Origin of the sequence: Pseudomonas monachiensis (assembly GCF_047345015.1) — a bacterium.
In the GTDB taxonomy this organism is placed as follows: Bacteria; Pseudomonadota; Gammaproteobacteria; order Pseudomonadales; family Pseudomonadaceae; genus Aquipseudomonas; species Aquipseudomonas monachiensis.
Window position 1 is genome coordinate 73,573 of sequence record NZ_CP178857.1, and the last position, 19,415, is coordinate 92,987.

The 19,415-nt window shown below is 59.6% G+C and carries 18 protein-coding genes and 1 tRNA gene; 12 read left to right on the plus strand and 7 right to left on the minus strand.

Features of this window, described 5'->3' with window-relative positions; translation table 11 throughout:
- Nucleotides 1–22 precede the first annotated feature (22 nt).
- Both ACMDB8_RS00245 and ACMDB8_RS00250 read left to right on the plus strand, forming a co-directional pair.
- Nucleotides 23–658 carry a hypothetical protein gene (locus ACMDB8_RS00245; protein ID WP_056726980.1) on the plus strand — a complete coding sequence of 212 codons (636 nt, stop codon included), beginning with the start codon at nucleotides 23–25 and terminating at the stop codon, nucleotides 656–658.
- A gap of 280 nt (nucleotides 659–938) precedes the next feature.
- Nucleotides 939–2,444 (plus strand): YdgA family protein, encoded by a 1,506-nt coding sequence (locus ACMDB8_RS00250; RefSeq protein WP_223541564.1) that lies wholly within the window; start codon nucleotides 939–941, stop codon nucleotides 2,442–2,444.
- A 70-nt stretch (nucleotides 2,445–2,514) separates the two neighbouring features.
- Here ACMDB8_RS00250 and ACMDB8_RS00255 read toward each other — a convergent pair whose 3' ends face one another.
- On the minus strand, nucleotides 2,515–4,044 hold the full coding sequence (locus ACMDB8_RS00255) for an FAD-dependent oxidoreductase (RefSeq protein WP_409079072.1): 1,530 nt from the start codon (nucleotides 4,042–4,044) through the stop codon (nucleotides 2,515–2,517).
- A gap of 139 nt (nucleotides 4,045–4,183) precedes the next feature.
- Here ACMDB8_RS00255 and ACMDB8_RS00260 point away from each other — a divergent pair, with 139 nt between their 5' ends.
- Nucleotides 4,184–4,744, plus strand: a complete 561-nt coding sequence (locus tag ACMDB8_RS00260; RefSeq protein WP_409079073.1) for a YbhB/YbcL family Raf kinase inhibitor-like protein — start codon at nucleotides 4,184–4,186, stop codon at nucleotides 4,742–4,744.
- A gap of 56 nt (nucleotides 4,745–4,800) precedes the next feature.
- Complete coding sequence (locus ACMDB8_RS00265; protein ID WP_223541561.1) at nucleotides 4,801–5,070, plus strand: hypothetical protein; 270 nt, start codon at nucleotides 4,801–4,803, stop codon at nucleotides 5,068–5,070.
- Between the two features lie 76 nt (nucleotides 5,071–5,146).
- On the opposite strand, the gene ACMDB8_RS00270 is transcribed toward ACMDB8_RS00265, so the two are convergent.
- The 4 genes from ACMDB8_RS00270 to ACMDB8_RS00285 all read right to left on the minus strand — a co-directional run bounded on the left by ACMDB8_RS00270 (nucleotide 5,147) and on the right by ACMDB8_RS00285 (nucleotide 6,984).
- A complete protein-coding gene (locus ACMDB8_RS00270; RefSeq protein WP_409079074.1) occupies nucleotides 5,147–5,476 on the minus strand; it encodes a hypothetical protein in 330 nt (109 codons plus the stop codon).
- Between the two features lie 61 nt (nucleotides 5,477–5,537).
- Complete coding sequence (locus tag ACMDB8_RS00275) at nucleotides 5,538–6,068, minus strand: DUF5384 family protein (protein WP_056726974.1); 531 nt, start codon at nucleotides 6,066–6,068, stop codon at nucleotides 5,538–5,540.
- A gap of 12 nt (nucleotides 6,069–6,080) precedes the next feature.
- Nucleotides 6,081–6,590 (minus strand): hypothetical protein, encoded by a 510-nt coding sequence (locus tag ACMDB8_RS00280; RefSeq protein WP_056726973.1) that lies wholly within the window; start codon nucleotides 6,588–6,590, stop codon nucleotides 6,081–6,083.
- Nucleotides 6,591–6,907: 317 nt separating this feature from the next.
- Nucleotides 6,908–6,984 (minus strand) — tRNA-Arg (locus tag ACMDB8_RS00285).
- Nucleotides 6,985–7,333: 349 nt separating this feature from the next.
- Between ACMDB8_RS00285 and gabD the strand changes: the two genes are divergently transcribed.
- From gabD to ACMDB8_RS00300, 3 genes are all read left to right on the plus strand, one after another.
- Nucleotides 7,334–8,776, plus strand: a complete 1,443-nt coding sequence (gene gabD, locus ACMDB8_RS00290) for an NADP-dependent succinate-semialdehyde dehydrogenase (RefSeq protein WP_409079075.1) — start codon at nucleotides 7,334–7,336, stop codon at nucleotides 8,774–8,776.
- Between the two features lie 196 nt (nucleotides 8,777–8,972).
- Entirely contained in the window at nucleotides 8,973–10,250 is a 1,278-nt protein-coding gene (gene gabT / locus ACMDB8_RS00295) for a 4-aminobutyrate--2-oxoglutarate transaminase (RefSeq protein WP_007994487.1), read from the plus strand.
- Nucleotides 10,251–10,385: 135 nt separating this feature from the next.
- Nucleotides 10,386–11,600: a response regulator gene (locus tag ACMDB8_RS00300; RefSeq protein ID WP_056726971.1), complete on the plus strand. Its 1,215-nt coding sequence runs from the start codon at nucleotides 10,386–10,388 to the stop codon at nucleotides 11,598–11,600.
- A gap of 42 nt (nucleotides 11,601–11,642) precedes the next feature.
- On the opposite strand, the gene ACMDB8_RS00305 is transcribed toward ACMDB8_RS00300, so the two are convergent.
- Both ACMDB8_RS00305 and desA read right to left on the minus strand, forming a co-directional pair.
- Entirely contained in the window at nucleotides 11,643–12,632 is a 990-nt protein-coding gene (locus tag ACMDB8_RS00305; protein WP_409079076.1) for a GGDEF domain-containing protein, read from the minus strand.
- 216 nt (nucleotides 12,633–12,848) lie between these two features.
- The gene (gene desA / locus ACMDB8_RS00310) at nucleotides 12,849–14,033 is read right to left on the minus strand and encodes a delta-9 fatty acid desaturase DesA (RefSeq protein WP_056726969.1); all 1,185 of its coding nucleotides are present in this window, start codon (nucleotides 14,031–14,033) and stop codon (nucleotides 12,849–12,851) included.
- A gap of 146 nt (nucleotides 14,034–14,179) precedes the next feature.
- On the opposite strand from desA, the gene dibA reads away from it, so the two are divergent.
- The 5 genes from dibA to cysW all read left to right on the plus strand — a co-directional run bounded on the left by dibA (nucleotide 14,180) and on the right by cysW (nucleotide 19,412).
- Nucleotides 14,180–16,099: a phosphodiesterase DibA gene (gene dibA / locus ACMDB8_RS00315; protein WP_409079077.1), complete on the plus strand. Its 1,920-nt coding sequence runs from the start codon at nucleotides 14,180–14,182 to the stop codon at nucleotides 16,097–16,099.
- Between the two features lie 203 nt (nucleotides 16,100–16,302).
- Nucleotides 16,303–16,485, plus strand: coding sequence for a sulfur starvation response protein OscA (gene oscA / locus ACMDB8_RS00320; RefSeq protein WP_056726967.1), 183 nt, complete (start codon nucleotides 16,303–16,305; stop codon nucleotides 16,483–16,485).
- A 143-nt stretch (nucleotides 16,486–16,628) separates the two neighbouring features.
- On the plus strand, nucleotides 16,629–17,642 hold the full coding sequence (locus ACMDB8_RS00325) for a sulfate ABC transporter substrate-binding protein (protein WP_056726966.1): 1,014 nt from the start codon (nucleotides 16,629–16,631) through the stop codon (nucleotides 17,640–17,642).
- Between the two features lie 69 nt (nucleotides 17,643–17,711).
- A complete protein-coding gene (gene cysT / locus ACMDB8_RS00330) occupies nucleotides 17,712–18,530 on the plus strand; it encodes a sulfate ABC transporter permease subunit CysT (protein WP_007972956.1) in 819 nt (272 codons plus the stop codon).
- 12 nt (nucleotides 18,531–18,542) lie between these two features.
- Nucleotides 18,543–19,412: a sulfate ABC transporter permease subunit CysW gene (cysW, locus tag ACMDB8_RS00335; RefSeq protein ID WP_007972954.1), complete on the plus strand. Its 870-nt coding sequence runs from the start codon at nucleotides 18,543–18,545 to the stop codon at nucleotides 19,410–19,412.
- Nucleotides 19,413–19,415 lie beyond the last annotated feature (3 nt).

The following is a 19,415-nucleotide window of genomic DNA, read 5'->3' on the forward strand; positions in this document are numbered from 1 at the left end:
GCAGGTCAGGGGGAAACCAATAATGAAAAACCCTTATGCTCTCGGCTTCTGGTGCGCCATCGTGGCGTTGGTGCTGCTGTCGGCCACCTATTTCTACGGCATCATGCTGGCCCTCCAGATCGACAAGGCTCTGGCGTTCCTCGACAGTGCCGCCGCACTGATCGCGGTGATGTCCATTGCGGTGGTAGCCTGGGCCTCGGTCCAGAATCAACGCACCAAGAAAAGACAACTCGAACAAGGCAAGACCCTGGTCCTGATCTGGGACACCAAGGTGGCGCTGCGTCGTGTCGAAACGGTGTTCGACCGTTATTTCTGGGGCAGTTACTGGCAACCGGGGCGCACCTTTCAGGAAGTCATGGGCGAATTGACCGGCACGCCGCTGGAAAAAAGCCTCGAAAGCCTGAAAAAACAGTGCCTGGCGCTGGACCGACAAGTGGCTGACGACGGTCGGCACTGGCTCAGCAATGCCCGGGAGCTGGCGGATGTCGCCACGGCCATGGCCCGTGAACGCTATCAACTGGATGTTTGCGACACGCGCACGGAAGTGACCGGCGGGGCGGTGATCAACCGCGACTTCGAAGTGCTGGTGTACACCTGGACTGCAAGGCTCAAAAGTTTTGATCATCAACTGGATGAAATCGAGGTCCAGTATTCCTGATTTTGTGGTGGCTGTTATGCCGCCTTCGCGAGCAAGCCCGCTCCCACAGGGATTACGCCATACCTGTGGGAGCGGGCTTGCTCGCGAAGGCGATTGCATTGACTGTGAATATCTCCAGCCGTGTGACCACCCCAAGACACTCTTTCACCTTTAAACATTGGGCCGTTCGTCGCACCCGGTGCTAATCTGCAACTCACTTTCAGCGCTGTCGAGCCGCAACCCGTCATGGGTTCAGGGAAGACGACCTCACTTTCAACAACGGACATTGAACGGGTCATACATGAATAAATCAGCAGGCTTGCTACTGGGAATTGTTGTCGCGATCGGTGCCATCAGCGCAGGCGGAGCCTGGTTCACCGGCACCAAAATCGAAGGTGTACTGAACACCTCGATTGCCGATGCCAACAAGGAATTGCAGGCGGCGATGGTCGGTTCCAACGGCACTGCGTCGCTGGAACTGGTGTCGCTGGAGCGTCATGTATTCAGCAGCACCGCGCACTATCGCCTCAAGGGCGAAGGCGAAATGTTCGGCGAAGCGCCGGTCGAGTTGCTGTTTGTCGATCACATCGAACACGGCCCGTTGCCGTTCTCGCGCCTGATGTCGCTCAAGTGGCTGCCGGTCCTGGCGACCAGTCACTACGAGCTGGAAAAGACCCCGTACACCGAGAAGTGGTTTGCCGCCGCCAAGGGCAAGTCCCCGCTGAGCGGCGTGGTCAATATCGGCTATGACAACGCTACCAATGGCACCTTCGAGTTGCAGCCGCTGGAAATGGCCCTGGATGACAAGTCGAGCATGAAATTCTCTGGCTTGAGCATGGACATCGATGCCAGCGCCAAGGCGCAGAAGGTCAAGGCCAACGGCTACATGGACAGCCTGAAGGTGACCACCGTTTCCGAAGACCAGGCGCCGGTGCAGGTTGAGTTGAACGGCCTGACCCTGGCCAGCAACCTGACAAAAAGTACCTACGGTTTCTACACCGGCGAGAACGTCGTTGAACTGGCCAGCGGCAAATCGACCTTCGGCGTCAAGCAGTCGGTGCTGGACTTCAAGAAGTTCGAAATGAAGAACCTGACTGAAGAAAAGGGCAGCAACGTCTCCGGACGTGCCGACTACAAGGTTGGCGACGTGTCCTTCAACGGCAAGACCATCGGTTCCGGTGCGCTGGCCATGAGCCTGAAGAACCTCGACATTCCGGCGACCCTGTCGTTGATGCAGGTTTACCAGAGCAAGCTGCAGCCGTATGAAAGGGCGGCGGCCGAAGCAACAGCGGCCGGCCTGCCGGCGCCAGAGCTGAAACTGACCGAAGCCGAAGAGGCGCTGCTCAAGTCCAGCCTGGAAAAACTGCTGGCGGCCGGACCACAAGTGGCCCTGGAAAACCTGTCGTTCAACACCGCCAACGGTGAGAGCCGCGCCAACATGGTGCTCGACCTGACCAAGCCACAGACCATTGATCTGCCGACCGATCAACTGGTCAGACAGCTGATTGCGCTGCTCGACTTCAATCTGCAAGTGTCCAAAGCCATGCTGGTCGATGTGCTCACCGTGCAATCGCAAATCGACGGTCAGACCGACGCCAAGCTGATTGCCGACCAGGCCACCGCCACCGCGGACATGTTCAGCAGCATGGCGGTCGGCAGCCAACTGGCAAAACTGGACGGCAACAACATCGTCACCAACTTGCGTTACGCCAACAATCAGGTGGACTTCAACGGCCAGAAAATGACCGTTGAAGAGTTCGCCAGTTTTGTAATGAGCAAGTTCGCAGATACCAGTGCCACCGAATAACGGCGGCTGCTAACCCTGCAACGCCCGGCCTCTGCATCGCGCAGGCGCCGGGAGTTTTGCTGTCAGGCCCCTAGGGGACGTCACGGATCAGGCGCCATGCCTCTTCCCAGGGCAACGGTTGTTTCATCCGCTCGGCGAGCATCGCCATGGCCCGGTCCATCTCGCAGGCTACCGCTGCCGACACCACGCCGTTTTTTCCGAACAGGCCTATGAATGGCGGATCGAAAGGGTCGCCCTTGAACTCGACTTCGTCCCAAGCCTGGGCGTGGCCGAGGTAGTCGTAGGTTTTACCGAAATGCCAGGTCCAGAAAAACGGCACGTCGAGGTAGTGCTCGTCACCGCCCAGCATATTGGCCGCGGCGATCCGTGCCTGCTGTTGGGCCAGTCGCCAGTGTTCGATGCGCAGGTATTGGTTGTTCAGCGGGAACGTGGCGATATCGCCAGCCGCCCAGAGGCCGTCGGCCACGCGCATTGCGCCGTCGACACGCAGCGACTGGTCTTGCTCCGTCGGCAACCCGGTAAAGGCCGCAGTGGCTGGCGTGACGCCAATACCGACCAGCACCAGATCGGCCGCCAAGTGTTCGCCATTATCCAGGCGCACGGCCTCGACCTTGTCCGTCCCTTCGATCTGTACCGCATTGCCCTGGGTATGAAACATGACGCCATGGGCTTCATGTCGTGCGCGAATGGCCTTGCCGACCGTGTCACCGAACTGTTTGGCAAACGGCACTTCGTGACGGGCCAGCACGGTCACGTGCAGGCCAAGCTGGCGCAGGGACGAGGCGGACTCCATGGCAATGAAACTGTCGCCGATGATCACCACCCGCTGGCCGGCGCTGGCGCTGTCGAGAATCTGCTGCGCATGGGCTTTGGAGCGCAGGACGAACACTTGCGGCAGGTCGGCGCCCGGCAGCGTCAGCGGATTGGGTACGCCGCCGGTGGCCAGTAGCGCGGCGTCGTAGGTCAGTGATTGGCCGTCAGTCAGCCGCAGCGTCCGGTTTGGCGCATCCAGGCTTGTCACTTCGCCTCGCAGGCGCTCGATCCGCTGCTTGCGGTAAAAATCCTCGTCACGCAGCGGCGGGACTTCGTCCAGCGGCATCTCCCCGGCGATCACGTATTTGCTCAGCGCGGTGCGGTCGTATCCGGAATCGGCTTCGCGGTCGATCAACAACAGTCGGCCGCCGAAACCTTTCTCGCGCAAACACGCTGCCGCTGCCGTGCCTGCCGCGCCAGCGCCGACAATGATGAAAGTTCGTGGATCGTCGGCCGGTGGCGCGTGGCCACCCGACATCGGCTGGTCGCCGACCCAGATATCGCCGTCACGGACTTCGAGGGGATAGCGCTTGAGGCTGTCCAGGGCTGGCGGTTCACACAGCCCGCCATCCTCGATCCGGAACTGCGCCTTGTGCCATGGACACGTCAGGCGTCCGTGGCATATCGCGCCGTCCGCCAGCGGGGCTCCGGCGTGCGGGCATTCGGCCTGATAAGCGCGCAGTTGTTCGCCGGCCCGCAACAGCAGGATCTTGCTGTCCAGGACCTGCACTTCCAGACCCCGGTCTTCGGGCACATTGGCAACACGCGCAACGCGATGCAGAGTCATGATCGCTCTCCAGTCAGACGTTTCACTTATGAGTCTGGTACTTATCGCGAGGTTCAGCCAATTGCCCCTGCCACGGCGTGAACGGTCCGGCTATAGTTTGCACGCCGACGACGGCCCAACACGCACAAGGTGCTCCGGTATGCCCCGATTGACCTCAATGAACCCTTGGCTCGCGGCCTTGGCAGTCGCCCTTTGTGTGCAGTTCCCGGCGCAGGCCCAGGAGCGCTTCACCCTGAACATTCCCGGCGTCTCCGATGACCGCCTGTTCACGTCGGCCGCCGCCAGCGACTCCGCAGGTTGTGGCGGACATAATATTTCTCCGGCCTTGAACTGGAACGCCGGCCCGGCAGCCACCCAAAGCTACGCCATCGTCATGCACGACCCAGACGGCCAGAAAGGCCAGGGCGTCGATAACTGGGTGCACTACGGCATCAAGGCCGGCACCCACCAGATCCCGGCCGGCGCCGGGAGCAAACCCGGCCTTGAGGGCATCGGCGGTACCAACAGCAAGGCAACTACCGGCTACATCGGCCCTTGCCCGCCCGTTGGCGACAGTGCGCACCACTACATCATCCAGATCTACGCCCTGGACCTGCCACCGGACGCCTTGCCCGCCGGCCTGACCCGTGCGCAGTTGCTGGAAAAAATCCAAGGCCATGTCCTGAAAAACAGCAGCGTGGTGCGGCGCTATCACCGCTGAAGGCTGATCGCCCCAGCGGATTTGCAGACAACTGAAGTGCGCGGCATTCCGGGGATTTGGCATCCACCCCTGAAAGCGCGCACTATCAGGCTATAGCCGATGCGTTGGAGGATGCCGTGGCAAAAAAAATCGACCGCATCGCCCAAATGCTCAACTGCCCACAAAAGGGCGAGGAACTGCGGCGAGCGATTACCGAGAGTCGCAAGGATTTTCTGCTGAACCAGCCGGAAGAAGACGTTGTTGAAGACGACGACCTCGAAGAGGAGCTTTTCGAGGACGACGAGGACGATGATGAGTACGACGAGTTCGACTGGACGACAGAATGAAAAAAACCGCCTCGGCGGTTTTTTTGTGGGTCCAGGCTAAAGCCCTGAGGGGCTGTATCTGGCGTACTTGATAGTGTCAGAGCCCATTGGGGAGAAACTTGGTTGCGCCGCTGACATCGTCGATTTTCTTGATGCGAAAGGCTTTCAGGCATGTTTCGTCGCGGGTGTTGGCGTCAGAGCAAAATTGCTTGATGAAGTCGGCAAAAACCATTTCTTGGCCATTAACGGTGAGGACACGCTTGTAATACTCACCATTGATGCCTTGGGCTTGACGACTGGTCGTCATCTCCTGATCCACCACCAGGCGTCCGTGCAGGTCGACAGCTGGAACCTGGGCTTTGGGGTCTTCTTTGGAGCAGGCGCTCAGCAGTAGTCCCGCGGCAATCAGCGTACATAAACGCAGCATATGAATTCATCTCTGATAACGGATGCCCCGGACCAGGGTCCGGGGAAGATCGATAGGAAGATTACTCGCCGAACAAGCGGCTGGAGCGGTTGACTTCAGCCTTGCCGGAGTCTTCCAGCAGAGACTTGGCACCGGAGGTCACATTGCGTGCCGAGTCGGCTTCAGACTGGATCACATCGGTGCGTGCCGCGCTGTCACGCAACTCCGCATCGATGTAGTCGTTGGCGCGTGCGGTGCGCGCGCGCTTGGCCTGTAGTGCCAGGCGGCGCTCTTCCAGCTCCAGTGCGCGCAACTCGTCTTCGAAGCCTTCTTCACGGGTTTGCACACGCTTGTGTTCAAGTTCTTGTGTTTTGCGCTGCTCAAGAGCCCTTTGCTGCGCAGCTTGCTGTGCCACTGCCCGTTGCCGACGATCAGCAGCGCTACGGGCCTCCTCGCGTGACCGCTCGGCTGCCGCCTGGCGGATGCGTTCGGCCTCGGCGGCCGCTTCAGCCTGTTTGGTTTGCTGTTCGATTTGATACAGATTGTCGAATTGGCCCGCCAATGTCGGCATGGCGAGCAGTGCGAAGACCGAGCCGAAAACAATATGTTTCATGTCCGACCCCCCTTAGCTTTTCTTGGGTTCTGGACAGGTCGCATTCGGCTGAATGCGTGTTTCGTTGGAGATCGTCATCACCATCAGGGATATTTCGCCAACCTTGAACTCACAAGGGCGACCCACCTGGGCAGAAGTGAAGATCTTGCCGCTTTCGGAATAACCAATCAGCACGCCCGGTACCAGGGTGGTGTCATTGACCATCGAGCCCGCCATGGCGCCTGCAGCGCCACCGGCTACACCGCCGACAATGGCCGTGTCAGTGTTTTTAGTGTTGCCCAGTGCGGCACCACCGATCAGACCCAGTACCCCGCCCGCCATCATGGCTGCTTTTTTGTTCTTTTCGTTGCTGACTTTAATCTTGCTCGGCGAAATCGTAAGGATTTTGACGGTTTTAGCTTCCTGCTGAGTGTTTACCTGACTGGCGTCGAATACATCTGCTTGATACTCCTCACCGCTCGTTTGGCAACCAGCAAGAACGGCAGCAATCGAAAGCACCAGGCAGCGTTTTAACATCATCATTTCTAATATCTCTATGAGCGTAAGAAATCCCGAGCGGGACAATCCATTGTGATTTGAGGCAATGTGCCATCATTTTAATCAAACTCAAGAAGATAAGGCCAAGGAAACTTTGGAGAGGATGTGGATCAGGTGCCTCAGGCAGCAGTGGGATAGCGCGTCGTCATGCGCAAATTTCGGGTGGCAGTTTCAACGCCCGCAGCAGGCTGCCGATGCCGTTCGCCGAAAAAGCCAGAAGGTGTAAACCTTATTCAGGACGAAACAACACCCACAAAAAAGCCCCAGGCCCATAAGGCCTGAGGCTTTCTCGTTACAACGTATGGTGCACCAGGCGGGATTCGAACCCACGACCCCTGCCTTCGGAGGGCAGTACTCTATCCAGCTGAGCTACTGGTGCAGCGGCCGCCATGATACGCATATGCACTGCGGGCGTCCATGCTGCTGAATCGCCTGCGTTTTTTCAAAGCGGTAACGCGCGTTTGCTACGTTGATCAGAAAAAATAGGCAAAAGCGTCGTTTTCGTTCTTTTTTTCGAACAGGCTATTGTCCTTTACCCCCTTTGATCCTAGGATTCGTTTGAGATTTCAAACGCTCTTGTCTGGGTGCTGAACCGCACGATTTGAATCAGTGCGCTATTTATGTGCTTCAGCCCGGTGAATGATTTCCCTGACGGCAGCCTATCGAGGCGCCTTTCTACAATCATAATTTGCTCCGCATTCGTTGCGGTGCTGTTAAGGAAAGCCGACATGCAGCTTAAAGACACCCAGTTGTTCCGCCAGCAAGCCTTCATCAATGGCGCGTGGGTCGATGCGGACAATGGTCAGACGATCAAGGTCAACAACCCGGCAACGGGCGAAATTCTAGGCACCGTGCCGAAAATGGGCGCTGCCGAAACCCGCCGTGCGATCGAAGCCGCTGACAAAGCGCTGCCGGCCTGGCGTGCACTGACCGCCAAAGAGCGTGCGACCAAGCTGCGTCGCTGGTATGAGCTGATCATCGAGAACCAGGACGACCTGGCTCGCCTGATGACTCTGGAGCAAGGCAAGCCATTGGCCGAAGCCAAGGGCGAAATCGTTTACGCCGCTTCCTTCATCGAGTGGTTCGCCGAAGAAGCCAAGCGCATCTATGGTGACGTGATTCCGGGCCACCAGCCAGACAAGCGCTTGATCGTGATCAAGCAGCCAATCGGCGTGACCGCTGCAATCACCCCGTGGAACTTCCCGGCTGCAATGATCACCCGTAAAGCCGGCCCGGCCCTGGCCGCCGGTTGCACCATGGTGCTCAAGCCTGCTTCGCAAACTCCGTTTTCCGCCTTCGCCCTGGCCGAACTGGCCCAGCGTGCCGGCATCCCGGCTGGCGTGTTCAGCGTTGTTTCCGGCAGCGCCGGTGACATCGGCAGCGAGCTGACCAGCAACCCGATCGTGCGCAAGCTGTCCTTCACCGGTTCGACCGAAATCGGTCGTCAACTGATGTCGGAATGCGCCAAGGACATCAAGAAAGTGTCCCTGGAGCTGGGCGGCAACGCGCCGTTCATCGTGTTCGACGACGCGGACCTGGATAAGGCCGTCGAAGGCGCGATCATTTCCAAGTATCGCAACAACGGTCAGACCTGCGTCTGCGCCAACCGCCTGTACATTCAGGATTCGGTCTACGACGCGTTCGCCGAGAAGCTGAAAGTGGCTGTGGCCAAGCTCAAGATCGGTAACGGTCTGGAAGACGGCACCACCACTGGCCCGCTGATCGACGAAAAAGCCGTGGCCAAGGTGCAAGAGCACATCGCTGACGCCATTTCCAAAGGCGCCACCGTGTTGTCCGGCGGCAAGCCGATGGAAGGCAACTTCTTCGAGCCGACCATTCTGACCAACGTGCCGAACAACGCTGCCGTGGCCAAGGAAGAAACCTTCGGTCCATTGGCTCCACTGTTCCGTTTCAAAGACGAAGCCGACGTGATCGCGATGTCCAACGACACCGAGTTCGGTCTGGCCTCGTACTTCTATGCTCGTGACCTGGGCCGTGTGTTCCGTGTGGCTGAAGCCCTGGAATACGGCATGGTCGGCGTCAACACCGGGTTGATCTCCAACGAAGTCGCGCCGTTCGGCGGCATCAAGGCCTCGGGCCTGGGCCGTGAAGGCTCCAAGTACGGCATCGAAGATTACCTGGAAATCAAATACCTCTGCCTGGGCATCTAAGCTCGAAGGTATAAGCCGAGAAGGTATTGCTTGAAACGCAAAGGGCACGAGAGCGCTGTTCCTTTGCGTGCGTAAAACCGGAATTTTCTCTGTGACCGGGAACACTGTGGCAGTCGATCATCGCATGCTGCCGCCGTTGCTCCCCGTCGCTTTATCCTTGAACCACGCCGCCCGATGAGCGGTGAATGAGGAATGTATGAGCAAGACTAACGCTTCTTTGATGGCCCGCCGTACCGCCGCTGTTCCACGTGGTGTTGGCCAGATTCACCCGATCTTTGCCGATTCCGCGAAGAACGCGACCGTAACCGACGTTGAAGGTCGTGAGTTCATCGACTTCGCCGGCGGTATCGCTGTGCTGAACACCGGCCACGTGCACCCGAAAGTCATCGCCGCCGTGACCGAGCAGTTGAACAAGCTGACCCACACCTGCTTCCAGGTTCTGGCCTACGAGCCGTATGTGGAAGTGTGCGAAAAAATCAACGCCAAGGTCCCAGGTGATTTCGACAAGAAAACCCTGCTGGTGACCACCGGCTCCGAAGCCGTGGAAAACTCCATCAAGATCGCCCGTGCCGCCACTGGCCGTGCCGGCGTGATCGCCTTCACCGGCGCTTACCACGGTCGCACCATGATGACCCTGGGCCTGACCGGTAAAGTCGTGCCTTACTCGGCCGGCATGGGCCTGATGCCAGGCGGCATCTTCCGCGCGCTGTACCCGAACGAACTGCACGGTGTGAGCATCGACGATTCGATCGCTTCCATCGAACGCATCTTCAAGAACGACGCCGAGCCGAAAGACATCGCCGCGATCATCATCGAGCCGGTTCAGGGCGAAGGCGGTTTCTACGTCGCGCCTAAAGAGTTCATGAAGCGTCTGCGTGCCCTGTGCGACCAGCACGGCATCCTGCTGATCGCTGACGAAGTACAGACCGGCGCTGGCCGTACCGGTACGTTCTTCGCCATGGAGCAGATGGGCGTTGCTGCCGACCTGACCACCTTCGCCAAATCCATCGCTGGCGGCTTCCCGCTGGCCGGTGTGTGCGGCAAGGCCGAATACATGGACGCCATCGCTCCAGGCGGCCTGGGCGGCACCTATGCCGGTAGCCCGATCGCTTGCGCCGCGGCCCTGGCCGTGATGGAAGTGTTCGAAGAAGAGCACCTGCTGGATCGTTGCAAGGCTGTTGGCGAGCGTCTGGTAACCGGCCTGAAGGCCATCCAGGCCAAATACCCGGTGATCGGTGAAGTCCGTGCCCTGGGCGCGATGATCGCTGTCGAGCTGTTCGAAAACGGCGACAGCCACAAGCCGAACGCTGCAGCCGTGGCGTCGGTTGTGGCCAAGGCTCGCGACAAGGGTCTGATCCTGCTGTCTTGCGGCACCTACGGCAACGTTCTGCGCGTCCTGGTACCGCTGACCTCGCCGGACGAGCAACTGGACAAAGGCCTGGCGATCATCGAAGAGTGCTTCTCCGAGCTCTGATCCCCGGTGTGACCTGATCCACAAAAAACCCGCTTCGGCGGGTTTTTTCATGCCCCTGGAAACAGATCCCGCGCATTAGCGCTGTATCGAATGGCCAGCATTGGATAAGGTTCCTGCATTGCCAGGGAGAGCTGTATGACAACTGTCATTTTACCCGCCGTTCCAAGAGTCCTGATTGCCGAGGCCGACCCCTGGTCCCGGGATCTGCTCAAGGAAGTGTTATTGAACGTACGCTGCGATGCCCGGCTGGATCTGTGCGCCGATGGCCAGCAAGCGCTGGAGCTATTGGCCGCCCACCCCTATGACCTGGTGATCGCCGATTGGGAGTTGCCGGGCGTCGATGGCCTGAATGTCCTGCGCAATGTCCGTCAGCGCAAACGCAACCCGCCGCTGCCCTTCATCCTCATGAGCAGTCGCAACGACAGTGCCAGCGTGCGCGAGGCCTTGCCGCTGGTGCCGGCCGCGTACCTGACCAAGCCCCTGAATATGCAAAGCCTGACCCAACGGTTGCAGGGGTTGCTGCTGAACGCTGGCGAAGAAGTCTCGTGCGAAGTGCCGGCGCTGGCACCGGGCATGACGTTGTCGGTGTTTCTGGAGCGTCGCCGGGAATTGGCCGACGGCGCGCCGCTGATGACCGACGTGCAAGTGGCGGTCAAACGCAGCCTCAATCCCAACGGCCTCGACCTGACGGTGCTGGAAGACGAAATCCGCACCGATCCGCAGGTAACGGCCGTGTTGATCGCCGCTGCCAACAGCGCGGCCCAGCACCACGGCAGCGGTGTGCAAACCCTGTCCCAGGCGCTGCATCGCCTGGGCACCGGGCAGAGCATGAACCTGATTCTCGGCCTGGCGCTCAAGCGCAGTGCCCGGCTCAGCGATCCGCAATTGGCCGACTATGCCGAGCGCTACTGGGATCTATCGCTGCACACCGCCGAATACGCGCGAACCCTGGCGCGCCTGCTCGATCTGGATCAGGAGCGCTGTTATTGCGCCGGCATGTTGCATCGACTCGGCGATCTGGCGTTGCTGCGCTGTTTGCAGGAATGGAAACAGGCCGGTGGCGAACTGGACGAGCAGGAGGAAGTGGGTGAAGCGCTGGTTGAATTTGGCGCGGCCTATGGTTCGGCCTTGCGCACGCGCTGGCGCCTGCCGCTGGAGTTGCGGGAGCTGATTGCGGCGGCCTACCAGCTCGGTGGCGGGGTTTACTCCCGCGAAGCGCTGGTGATGAACATGGCGGCGCAGATGGCGCGCCTGACCGAGCATGAGGGCATTGAGGCGCTGGCGAAGAGCCGGACGGCGCGGTTGCTCAAGATCGGTTTGCCGGAGTTGATGCGTTTGCGCAGGAAATAAGGGCGAACGCGATTCCCTGTGGGAGCGGGCTGTGGTGACCTGTCAGGCAGTGACAATCCGGTTCTTGCCCTCGCGCTTGGCCCGGTACATCGCGGCATCCGCCCGGGAAAACAGGTTCTCCACGTTTTCGTCCGCGGCGCTCAGGCAGGTCAGGCCCTGGCTGACGGTGATGCCAAACGTCTGGCCTTCATGGGTGAAACGCATTCGCTGAATCTGCTGTTGCAAGCGTTCCGCCACTTGCAGGGCCATCTGCGGCGTACAGCCGGGAAACACCGCTGCGAACTCCTCACCGCCAATGCGCCCGAACAGGTCGCCACGACGCAACGCCGCGCGGCCGCTATCGGCGATGCATTGCAACACGTTGTCGCCTTCCTGGTGACCGTAGGTGTCGTTGATGATTTTGAAGTCATCGATGTCCAGCATCAGGAACGACAGCGGTTGGCCCCGTTGCCGGGCGTGTGCGAATTCCTGGTGGGCGCATTCGAAGAAATGCCGGCGATTGCTGCTTTGGGTCAGGGCGTCGGTGGTTGCCAGGCGATGCAGCTCGCTTTCCATCCGCTTCTTGTCGGTGATGTCTTCGGCGATGCCGACGATGATCACGGGTTGCCCCGGTTCGGCCTGGCGGTTGACGTAGCATTTGTCGCTGAGCCAGCGTACCTGGCCATCGGCGGCAATGATTCGATACTCGCGGTCTTCGACGGCGCCCTTGTCCAGCACCTCGGCCAGGCTGCGCTCGGCATAGTCCAGGTCGTCAGGGTAAATGCTGTCGCGCCATTGGTTGCAGTCGACCAGCAGCCGATCAGCCGAACGGCCAAAGATCCGTTCATAGGCGGGGCTGACGTAAAGCACCTGGCGGGTTTCCCAATCGAAGGCCCACAGCACCGCGTTGACGCTCATCAGCAAGGTATTGAGCAACTGTTCGCGTTCGCTCAGGCGTGCGACTTCGCTTTGGGCATGCATCAGCGCTATCAGGGTCTGCGCGGCCTCGGGCCCATGTGACGGAGATGAGTCTTGCAGGTTTTTCTGGGCCATCGACACAAATCTCAAAGGGCATGCCGCGTGTTAGTTCGCGGCCAACACCAAGCCCGCCGGGGATGGCGAAGTGTCTTTGAGATAGGGCTTTTCGGGTGAAGTTCCCACCCTTTGTCACGAGAGAGCTGGCTCCCGCCGGGCGGTACTGATGGCGCGATATTGCAGTCACACCACATAACCCAGTGGGAGCGAGCAAGCTCGCTCCCACTGGGTTTTTCAGACAGCGGCAGGGCGCAGGGAGTAGGTCTTCAACTGATCGGCGAAGTCGCGCAGGGATTGAATCCCGCTGGCTTCGGCTTCGTGTACCCAGTCCTTGATGGCCGCCAGCATGTCGTGACCATTTGAGCTGGTCTTGACCCAGATCTGCTGCAGGGCCAGGCGTTTCTCGTAAATTACCTTCAGCGCCTGACTGTGCTCGAGCATGTTCTGGATGCGTACATGGTGTTTGTCATCCAGCAGGCTGGTCTCCCGCGAAAGCAGGCGCTTGGCCCGGTGGAACTGGTGGCGTACCGAGTGATCGACCTTTTCCAGCTCTTGCTTGACCAGCGGGCCGATCACCAATTTGCGGTACTGGGCCATGATCTGGAAGCGGTTGTTGAGGATCGCCATGGCGGTGTCCATGTCCAGGTTGCCCTTGCCTTCGACGCGATGGGCAATCGGTGCAACCCGCTGAACCTTGGCCAGGCGCAGGAAGCTGAAGACTTTAATCCACGCCCAGCCCAGGTCGAATTCCCACTTCTTCACCGACAATTTTGCCGAGTTAGGGTAGGTGTGATGGTTGTTATGCAGTTCTTCGCCGCCAATCAGGATGCCCCAAGGCACCAGGTTGGTCGCCGCATCGCGGCATTCGAAGTTGCGGTAGCCGATGGCATGGCCCAGGCCATTGACCACGCCGGCGGCCCACACCGGGATCCACATCATCTGGATGGCCCAGATGGTGATGCCGATGGTGCCGAACAGCAGCAGGTCGATAACACCCATGATCGCGATGCCCAGCAGCGGGTATCGGCTGTAGAGGTTGCGCTCGATCCAGTCTTCGGGGCAGTTCTTGCCGTAGATGCGCAGGGTCTCGGGGTTTTCCGCTTCGGCGCGGTACAACTCGGCGCCTTTGCGCAGCACCGTGGACAAACCCTTGATGACCGGGCTGTGCGGGTCATCGACGGTCTCGCATTTGGCGTGATGCTTGCGGTGGATGGCGGTCCACTCGCGGGTGTTCTGCGCCGTGGTCAGCCACAGCCAGAAACGGAAGAAATGCTTGAGCCCCCCATTCAGCTCCAGGGAGCGATGGGCGGAGTAACGATGCAGATAGACCGTGACGGCGATGATCGTGACGTGGGTCATCAGCAGGGTGACTGCTACCAGCGACCAGGGCGACAAGCCAAGAAAACCTTCGTACCACATAGGCTGTAGGGCCCTCGATAAAGAAAAAACAGCCGTTGCATTATCACTAAGCCCACACAGAAAACCAGTCGCCCTTTCAGATAAGAGTGGCTGGATGTGTCTTTCAACTATAATTCCAAACTTTTTGTAGGGACATGGATTGCCGGATGTCAGCCACCTATCGCGATGCCTTGCGCGCAGCGCTGCTCTATCTGTTGCTTTCTGTGGTTTGGCTGCAGATCAGTGGCTATTTATTAAACAGTTTCTTCGATAGCTCTGCCGAGCGACTGCGATGGCAACTGATCAACGGTTATGTCTGGGTGCTGTTCAGCGCCGGGTTGATCTTCATTGCCCGGGCGCGGCTGCTGCGGTGTCTGGGTATCGGCGCCAAACTGCGTGAGCGCGATGCCGACCGCATGCGCTTGCGCCAGGCGGCGGCCGTGTTCGACTGCACCCGCGAAGGCGTGCTGGTTACCAATCGGGAAGGCCTGATCATCCATGTAAACCGGGCGTTCATGGAAATCACCGGTTACGGGTGTGAGGACGTGCTGGGACAGCGGCCCAGCCTGTTCAAGTCCGGGCGACATTCCCCTGAGTTCTATCAGGTGATGTTTGCCTCGCTCGCCAGTGTCGGGGAGTGGAGTGGGGAAATCTGGAACCGGCGTAAAAGCGGCGAAATTTACCCGCAATGGCAAACGATCCGCCTGATCCATGACGATTTCGGCCGGCCGAGCGAATATGTGGCGGTGTTTTCCGACATCAGTGCAATCAAGAACTCCGAACACGAACTGATGCACCTGGCGCACCACGATCCGCTGACCGACCTGCCGAACCGCCTGCTGTTCACCGACCGCGCCGAACAGGCCCTGGCCTCGGCACAGGTGCACAAGCGTGGCTGCGCGCTGCTGATGATCGATCTCGATCACTTCAAGATGATCAACGACAGCCTCGGGCACAGCATTGGCGACCAGTTGCTCAAGGCTGTGGCCGAGCGCCTGGACGCCATGTTCGGTCCGGGCATCACCTTGGCCAGGCTGGGCGGAGATGAGTTCGCCATACTTGCCGAAAGCTGTCCGCAACTGGTTCAGGCCGCTGCGTTGGCCCAGCGGATCATCGATGGTCTTAAAGAGCCGTTTCTTATTGATGGGCACCCACTGTCCATCAACACCAGCATCGGCATCAGCCTGTTCCCCAGCGATGCCTTGAGTGTCGAGCAACTGCTGCGCAATGCCGACTCTGCACTGTTCAAGGCCAAGAGCACGGGGCGCAATGATTATGCCCTGTACACCGAAGAGCTGACGGCCCATGCCCAGCAACGGGTGGAGATCGCCTTCGAGTTGCGCCGAGCCCTGGAACGGCAGGAGCTGCGGGTCCATTACCAGCCGGTTCACGACCTCAAGACCAGCCGCCTGATTGGCGTCGAGGCGCTGGTGCGTTGGCAGCACCCGCAGCGGGGCCTGGTGTCGCCGGCGGAATTCATTCCGGTCGCCGAACGAACCGGTCTGATTGCTGAAATCGATGCCTGGGTCATGGCGCAGGCGTGCCGGCAGATGTGCCAGTGGCAGCAGGGCGGGGTGGTGTTGTCGTTTGTCGCGGTCAACGTTTCTTCGCGCCTGTTCGCCCGCCGTGAGCTGTATCGGCAGGTGGCGCAGGTCTTGCGTGAAACCGGGCTGGAACCGGCGTTTCTGGAGCTGGAAGTTACCGAAAGCGCGGTGATGGAGGACCCGGAGGTCGCGCTGGAGCAGATGCATCGCCTGCGCGAACTGGGTGTGCGCCTGGCCATCGACGACTTTGGCACCGGTTATTCATCGCTGCTGCGACTCAAGCGTCTGCCGGTACAAAAGTTGAAAATCGACCAGGGCTTCGTCGCCGGATTGCCGTGGGATGAGGATGATGCAGCGATTTCGCGGGTGATCATTGCCCTGGCCCAGAGCATGGGTATGCAGGTGCATGCCGAGGGGATCGAGCAGGTCGAACAGGCAGCTTTCCTCCTCGAGCAGGGGTGTGATCTGGGTCAGGGTTACTGGTTCGGGCGGCCGGTGTCGGCGGCGCAGCTCGATTGGATGCATGCGCCGGTGATCGGATAGGCGCAAATCCTGTGGGAGGTTTTTTGGTGTGTCTGAAAAGGGGTGATTCACCTCAAGCCCTTGTCCCTTCAGTTAATCTCTTCTGGTTATATAAACATTCTTAAATAGTCTTTTTAAGAATATCTACACCTCTCTAGTATTGCTCTCAAGCCGCAAGCAGTGCCGACACTGCGAGGCAACCTCTCAGTTGAAGGAGCAGCAATATGAGCGCATCCCTGCGTAGCGTCGACGGTCAAGACGAAGCCACCATCCTGCGTGAAATCCAGAGTGCCCTGCGCGATCTGCGCTTTGGTGCCGTGGAAATCACCGTGCACAACGCCCAGGTGGTGCAGATCGAGCGCAAAGAAAAATTCCGTTTGCAGCAGCCGGGCAACAAGTCGGGCTGAAGGGGATCGCAGCCTGCGGCAGCTCCTACAGAAGCACGCAATCACCTGTAGGAGCTGCCGAAGGCTGCGATCTTTGAACCGGCAACGCGATTCCAGAAATCCATAAAAAAGCCAACAAACCAAGAATTCCAGGAGCTTTCACCATGTCGTCGATTCGTCATTTCGCTTTGGCCGCCCTGGCCAGCGCCCTTTTTGCCGGTTCCGCCGTTGCCAAGGACTACGAGTTGCTCAACGTGTCGTACGACCCGACCCGCGAGCTGTACCAGGACTACAACGCCGAGTTCATCAAGTTCTGGCAGAAGGATCACGCGGGCGACACCGTGAAGGTCCAGCAATCCCACGGCGGTTCGGGCAAGCAAGGCCGTGCGGTGATCGATGGCCTGCGTGCCGACGTCGTGACCCTGGCCCTGGCCGGTGATATCGACGAAATCGCCAAGCTCGGCAAAACCCTGCCGGCCGACTGGCAAAAACGCCTGCCGGACGCCAGCACGCCCTACACCTCGACCATCGTGTTCCTCGTGCGCAAGGGCAACCCTAAAGGCATCAAGGACTGGGGCGACCTGGTCAAGAATGACGTCTCGGTGATCACGCCGAACCCGAAAACCTCCGGCGGTGCACGCTGGAACTTCCTCGCGGCCTGGGCCTATGGCTTGAAAGCCAATGGCGGCGACGAAGCCAAGGCCAAGGAATACGTACAAACCCTGTTCAAGCACGTGCCAGTGCTGGATACCGGCGCTCGCGGCTCGACCATTACCTTCGTCAACAACGGTCAGGGTGATGTATTGCTGGCCTGGGAAAACGAAGCCTTCCTGGCCCTGAAAGAAGAGGGCGGCGCCGACAAGTTCGACATCGTCGTGCCTTCGCTGTCGATTCTCGCCGAGCCACCGGTGGCGGTGGTCGACAAGAACGCCGAGAAAAAGGGCAACGAGCAGATCGCCGAAGCTTACCTCAAGCACCTGTACAGCCCGGCCGGCCAGGAAATCGCGGCGAAGAACTTCTATCGTCCACGTGACAAGGACGTGGCCGCCAAGTACGCCCAGCAGTTCCCGAAACTGGAACTGGTGAGCATCGACAAGGACTTCGGCGGCTGGAAAACCGCACAGCCGAAATTCTTCAATGACGGAGGCGTGTTCGACCAGATCTATCAGGCGCAGTAATCTTAAATAGCCATCAACGAGCCCCGGATTCACCTCCGGGGCTCAGTGCGTTCTCAACCAAGGACTTTTATGTCGCGTCGTATCTCCCCCGTCATACCCGGCTTCGGGCTGACGCTGGGCTACACCTTGGTGTACCTCAGCCTGATTGTGCTCATACCACTGGCGGCAATGTTCGTGCATGCCGCTCAACTCACCTGGGATCAGTTCTGGGCAATCATCTCGGCGCCACGGGTGCTGGCCGCGCTTAAGCTCAGCTTCGGCACCGCCCTGTGTGCCGCGATCATCAACGGCATCATCGGCACGCTGTTGGCCTGGGTATTAGTGCGCTATACCTTCCCTGGACGAAAAGTGATCGATGCAATGATCGACTTGCCGTTCGCATTGCCCACGGCGGTGGCCGGTATTGCACTGACAGCGTTGTACACCCCTACCGGTCTGGTGGGTCAGTTTGCAGCGGATCTGGGTTTCAAGATCGCCTACACCCCCCTGGGCATCACCCTTGCCCTCACTTTTGTGACACTTCCATTCGTAGTACGTACCGTACAGCCAGTATTGGCGGATATTCCCCGTGAAGTGGAAGAAGCGGCGGCGTGCCTGGGTGCAAAACCCTTGCAGGTCTTTCGCCATATCCTGCTGCCGGCACTGCTTCCGGCATGGCTCACCGGTTTCGCCTTGGCCTTTGCCCGCGGGGTCGGCGAGTACGGTTCGGTGATTTTCATCGCCGGCAACATGCCGATGAAAACCGAGATTCTGCCGCTGCTGATCATGGTCAAGCTCGACCAATACGATTACACCGGCGCTACCTCCATTGGTGTACTGATGCTGGTGGTTTCCTTCGTCCTGTTGCTGCTGATCAACTTGTTGCAGCGGCGCATCGAAACCCCATAAGGAGGCGCACCCATGTCCCAATCGTCTATTGCTGCCGCTTCCTCGAACGCTGCCCGTCGTGGCAGTGCGACTTCGCGGCGAATCCTGATCGGCCTTGGCTGGCTGATTTTTGCGCTGTTCCTGTTGTTGCCGCTGTTCATCGTGGTGTCCCAGGGCCTGAAGCTCGGCCTCGGGGCGTTCTTCACTGCGATCTTCGAGCCGGACGCGCTGTCGGCACTGAAGCTCACGGTCATCGCCGTACTGATCTCCGTGCCGCTGAACCTGGTGTTTGGTGTCAGCGCCGCCTGGTGCGTGAGCAAGTACTCGTTCCGCGGCAAGAGCATGCTGGTGACTTTGATCGACCTGCCGTTCTCGGTGTCGCCGGTGATCGCCGGTCTGGTCTATGTGCTGATGTTCGGCGCCCAGGGCCTGTTCGGCCCATGGCTGCAGGACCACGACATCCAGATCGTCTTCGCCCTGCCGGGCATCGTGCTGGCGACGATCTTCGTTACCGTGCCGTTCGTGGCTCGTGAGCTGATCCCGCTGATGCAGGAGCAAGGCACCCAGGAAGAGGAGGCCGCGCGCCTGCTAGGGGCCAACGGCTGGCAGATGTTCTGGCACGTCACCGTGCCCAACATCAAATGGGGCCTGATCTACGGCGTGGTGTTGTGTACCGCGCGGGCCATGGGGGAATTCGGTGCGGTGTCGGTGGTTTCCGGGCACATTCGCGGGGTGACCAACACCCTGCCGTTGCACGTCGAGATCCTCTACAACGAATACAACCACGTGGCCGCGTTCGCCGTGGCGAGCCTGTTGCTGATCCTGGCGCTCTTCATCCTGCTGCTCAAGCAGTGGAGCGAAAACCGTATTAACCGCCTGCGCGCCAGCGCCGCGGAGGAATAATTC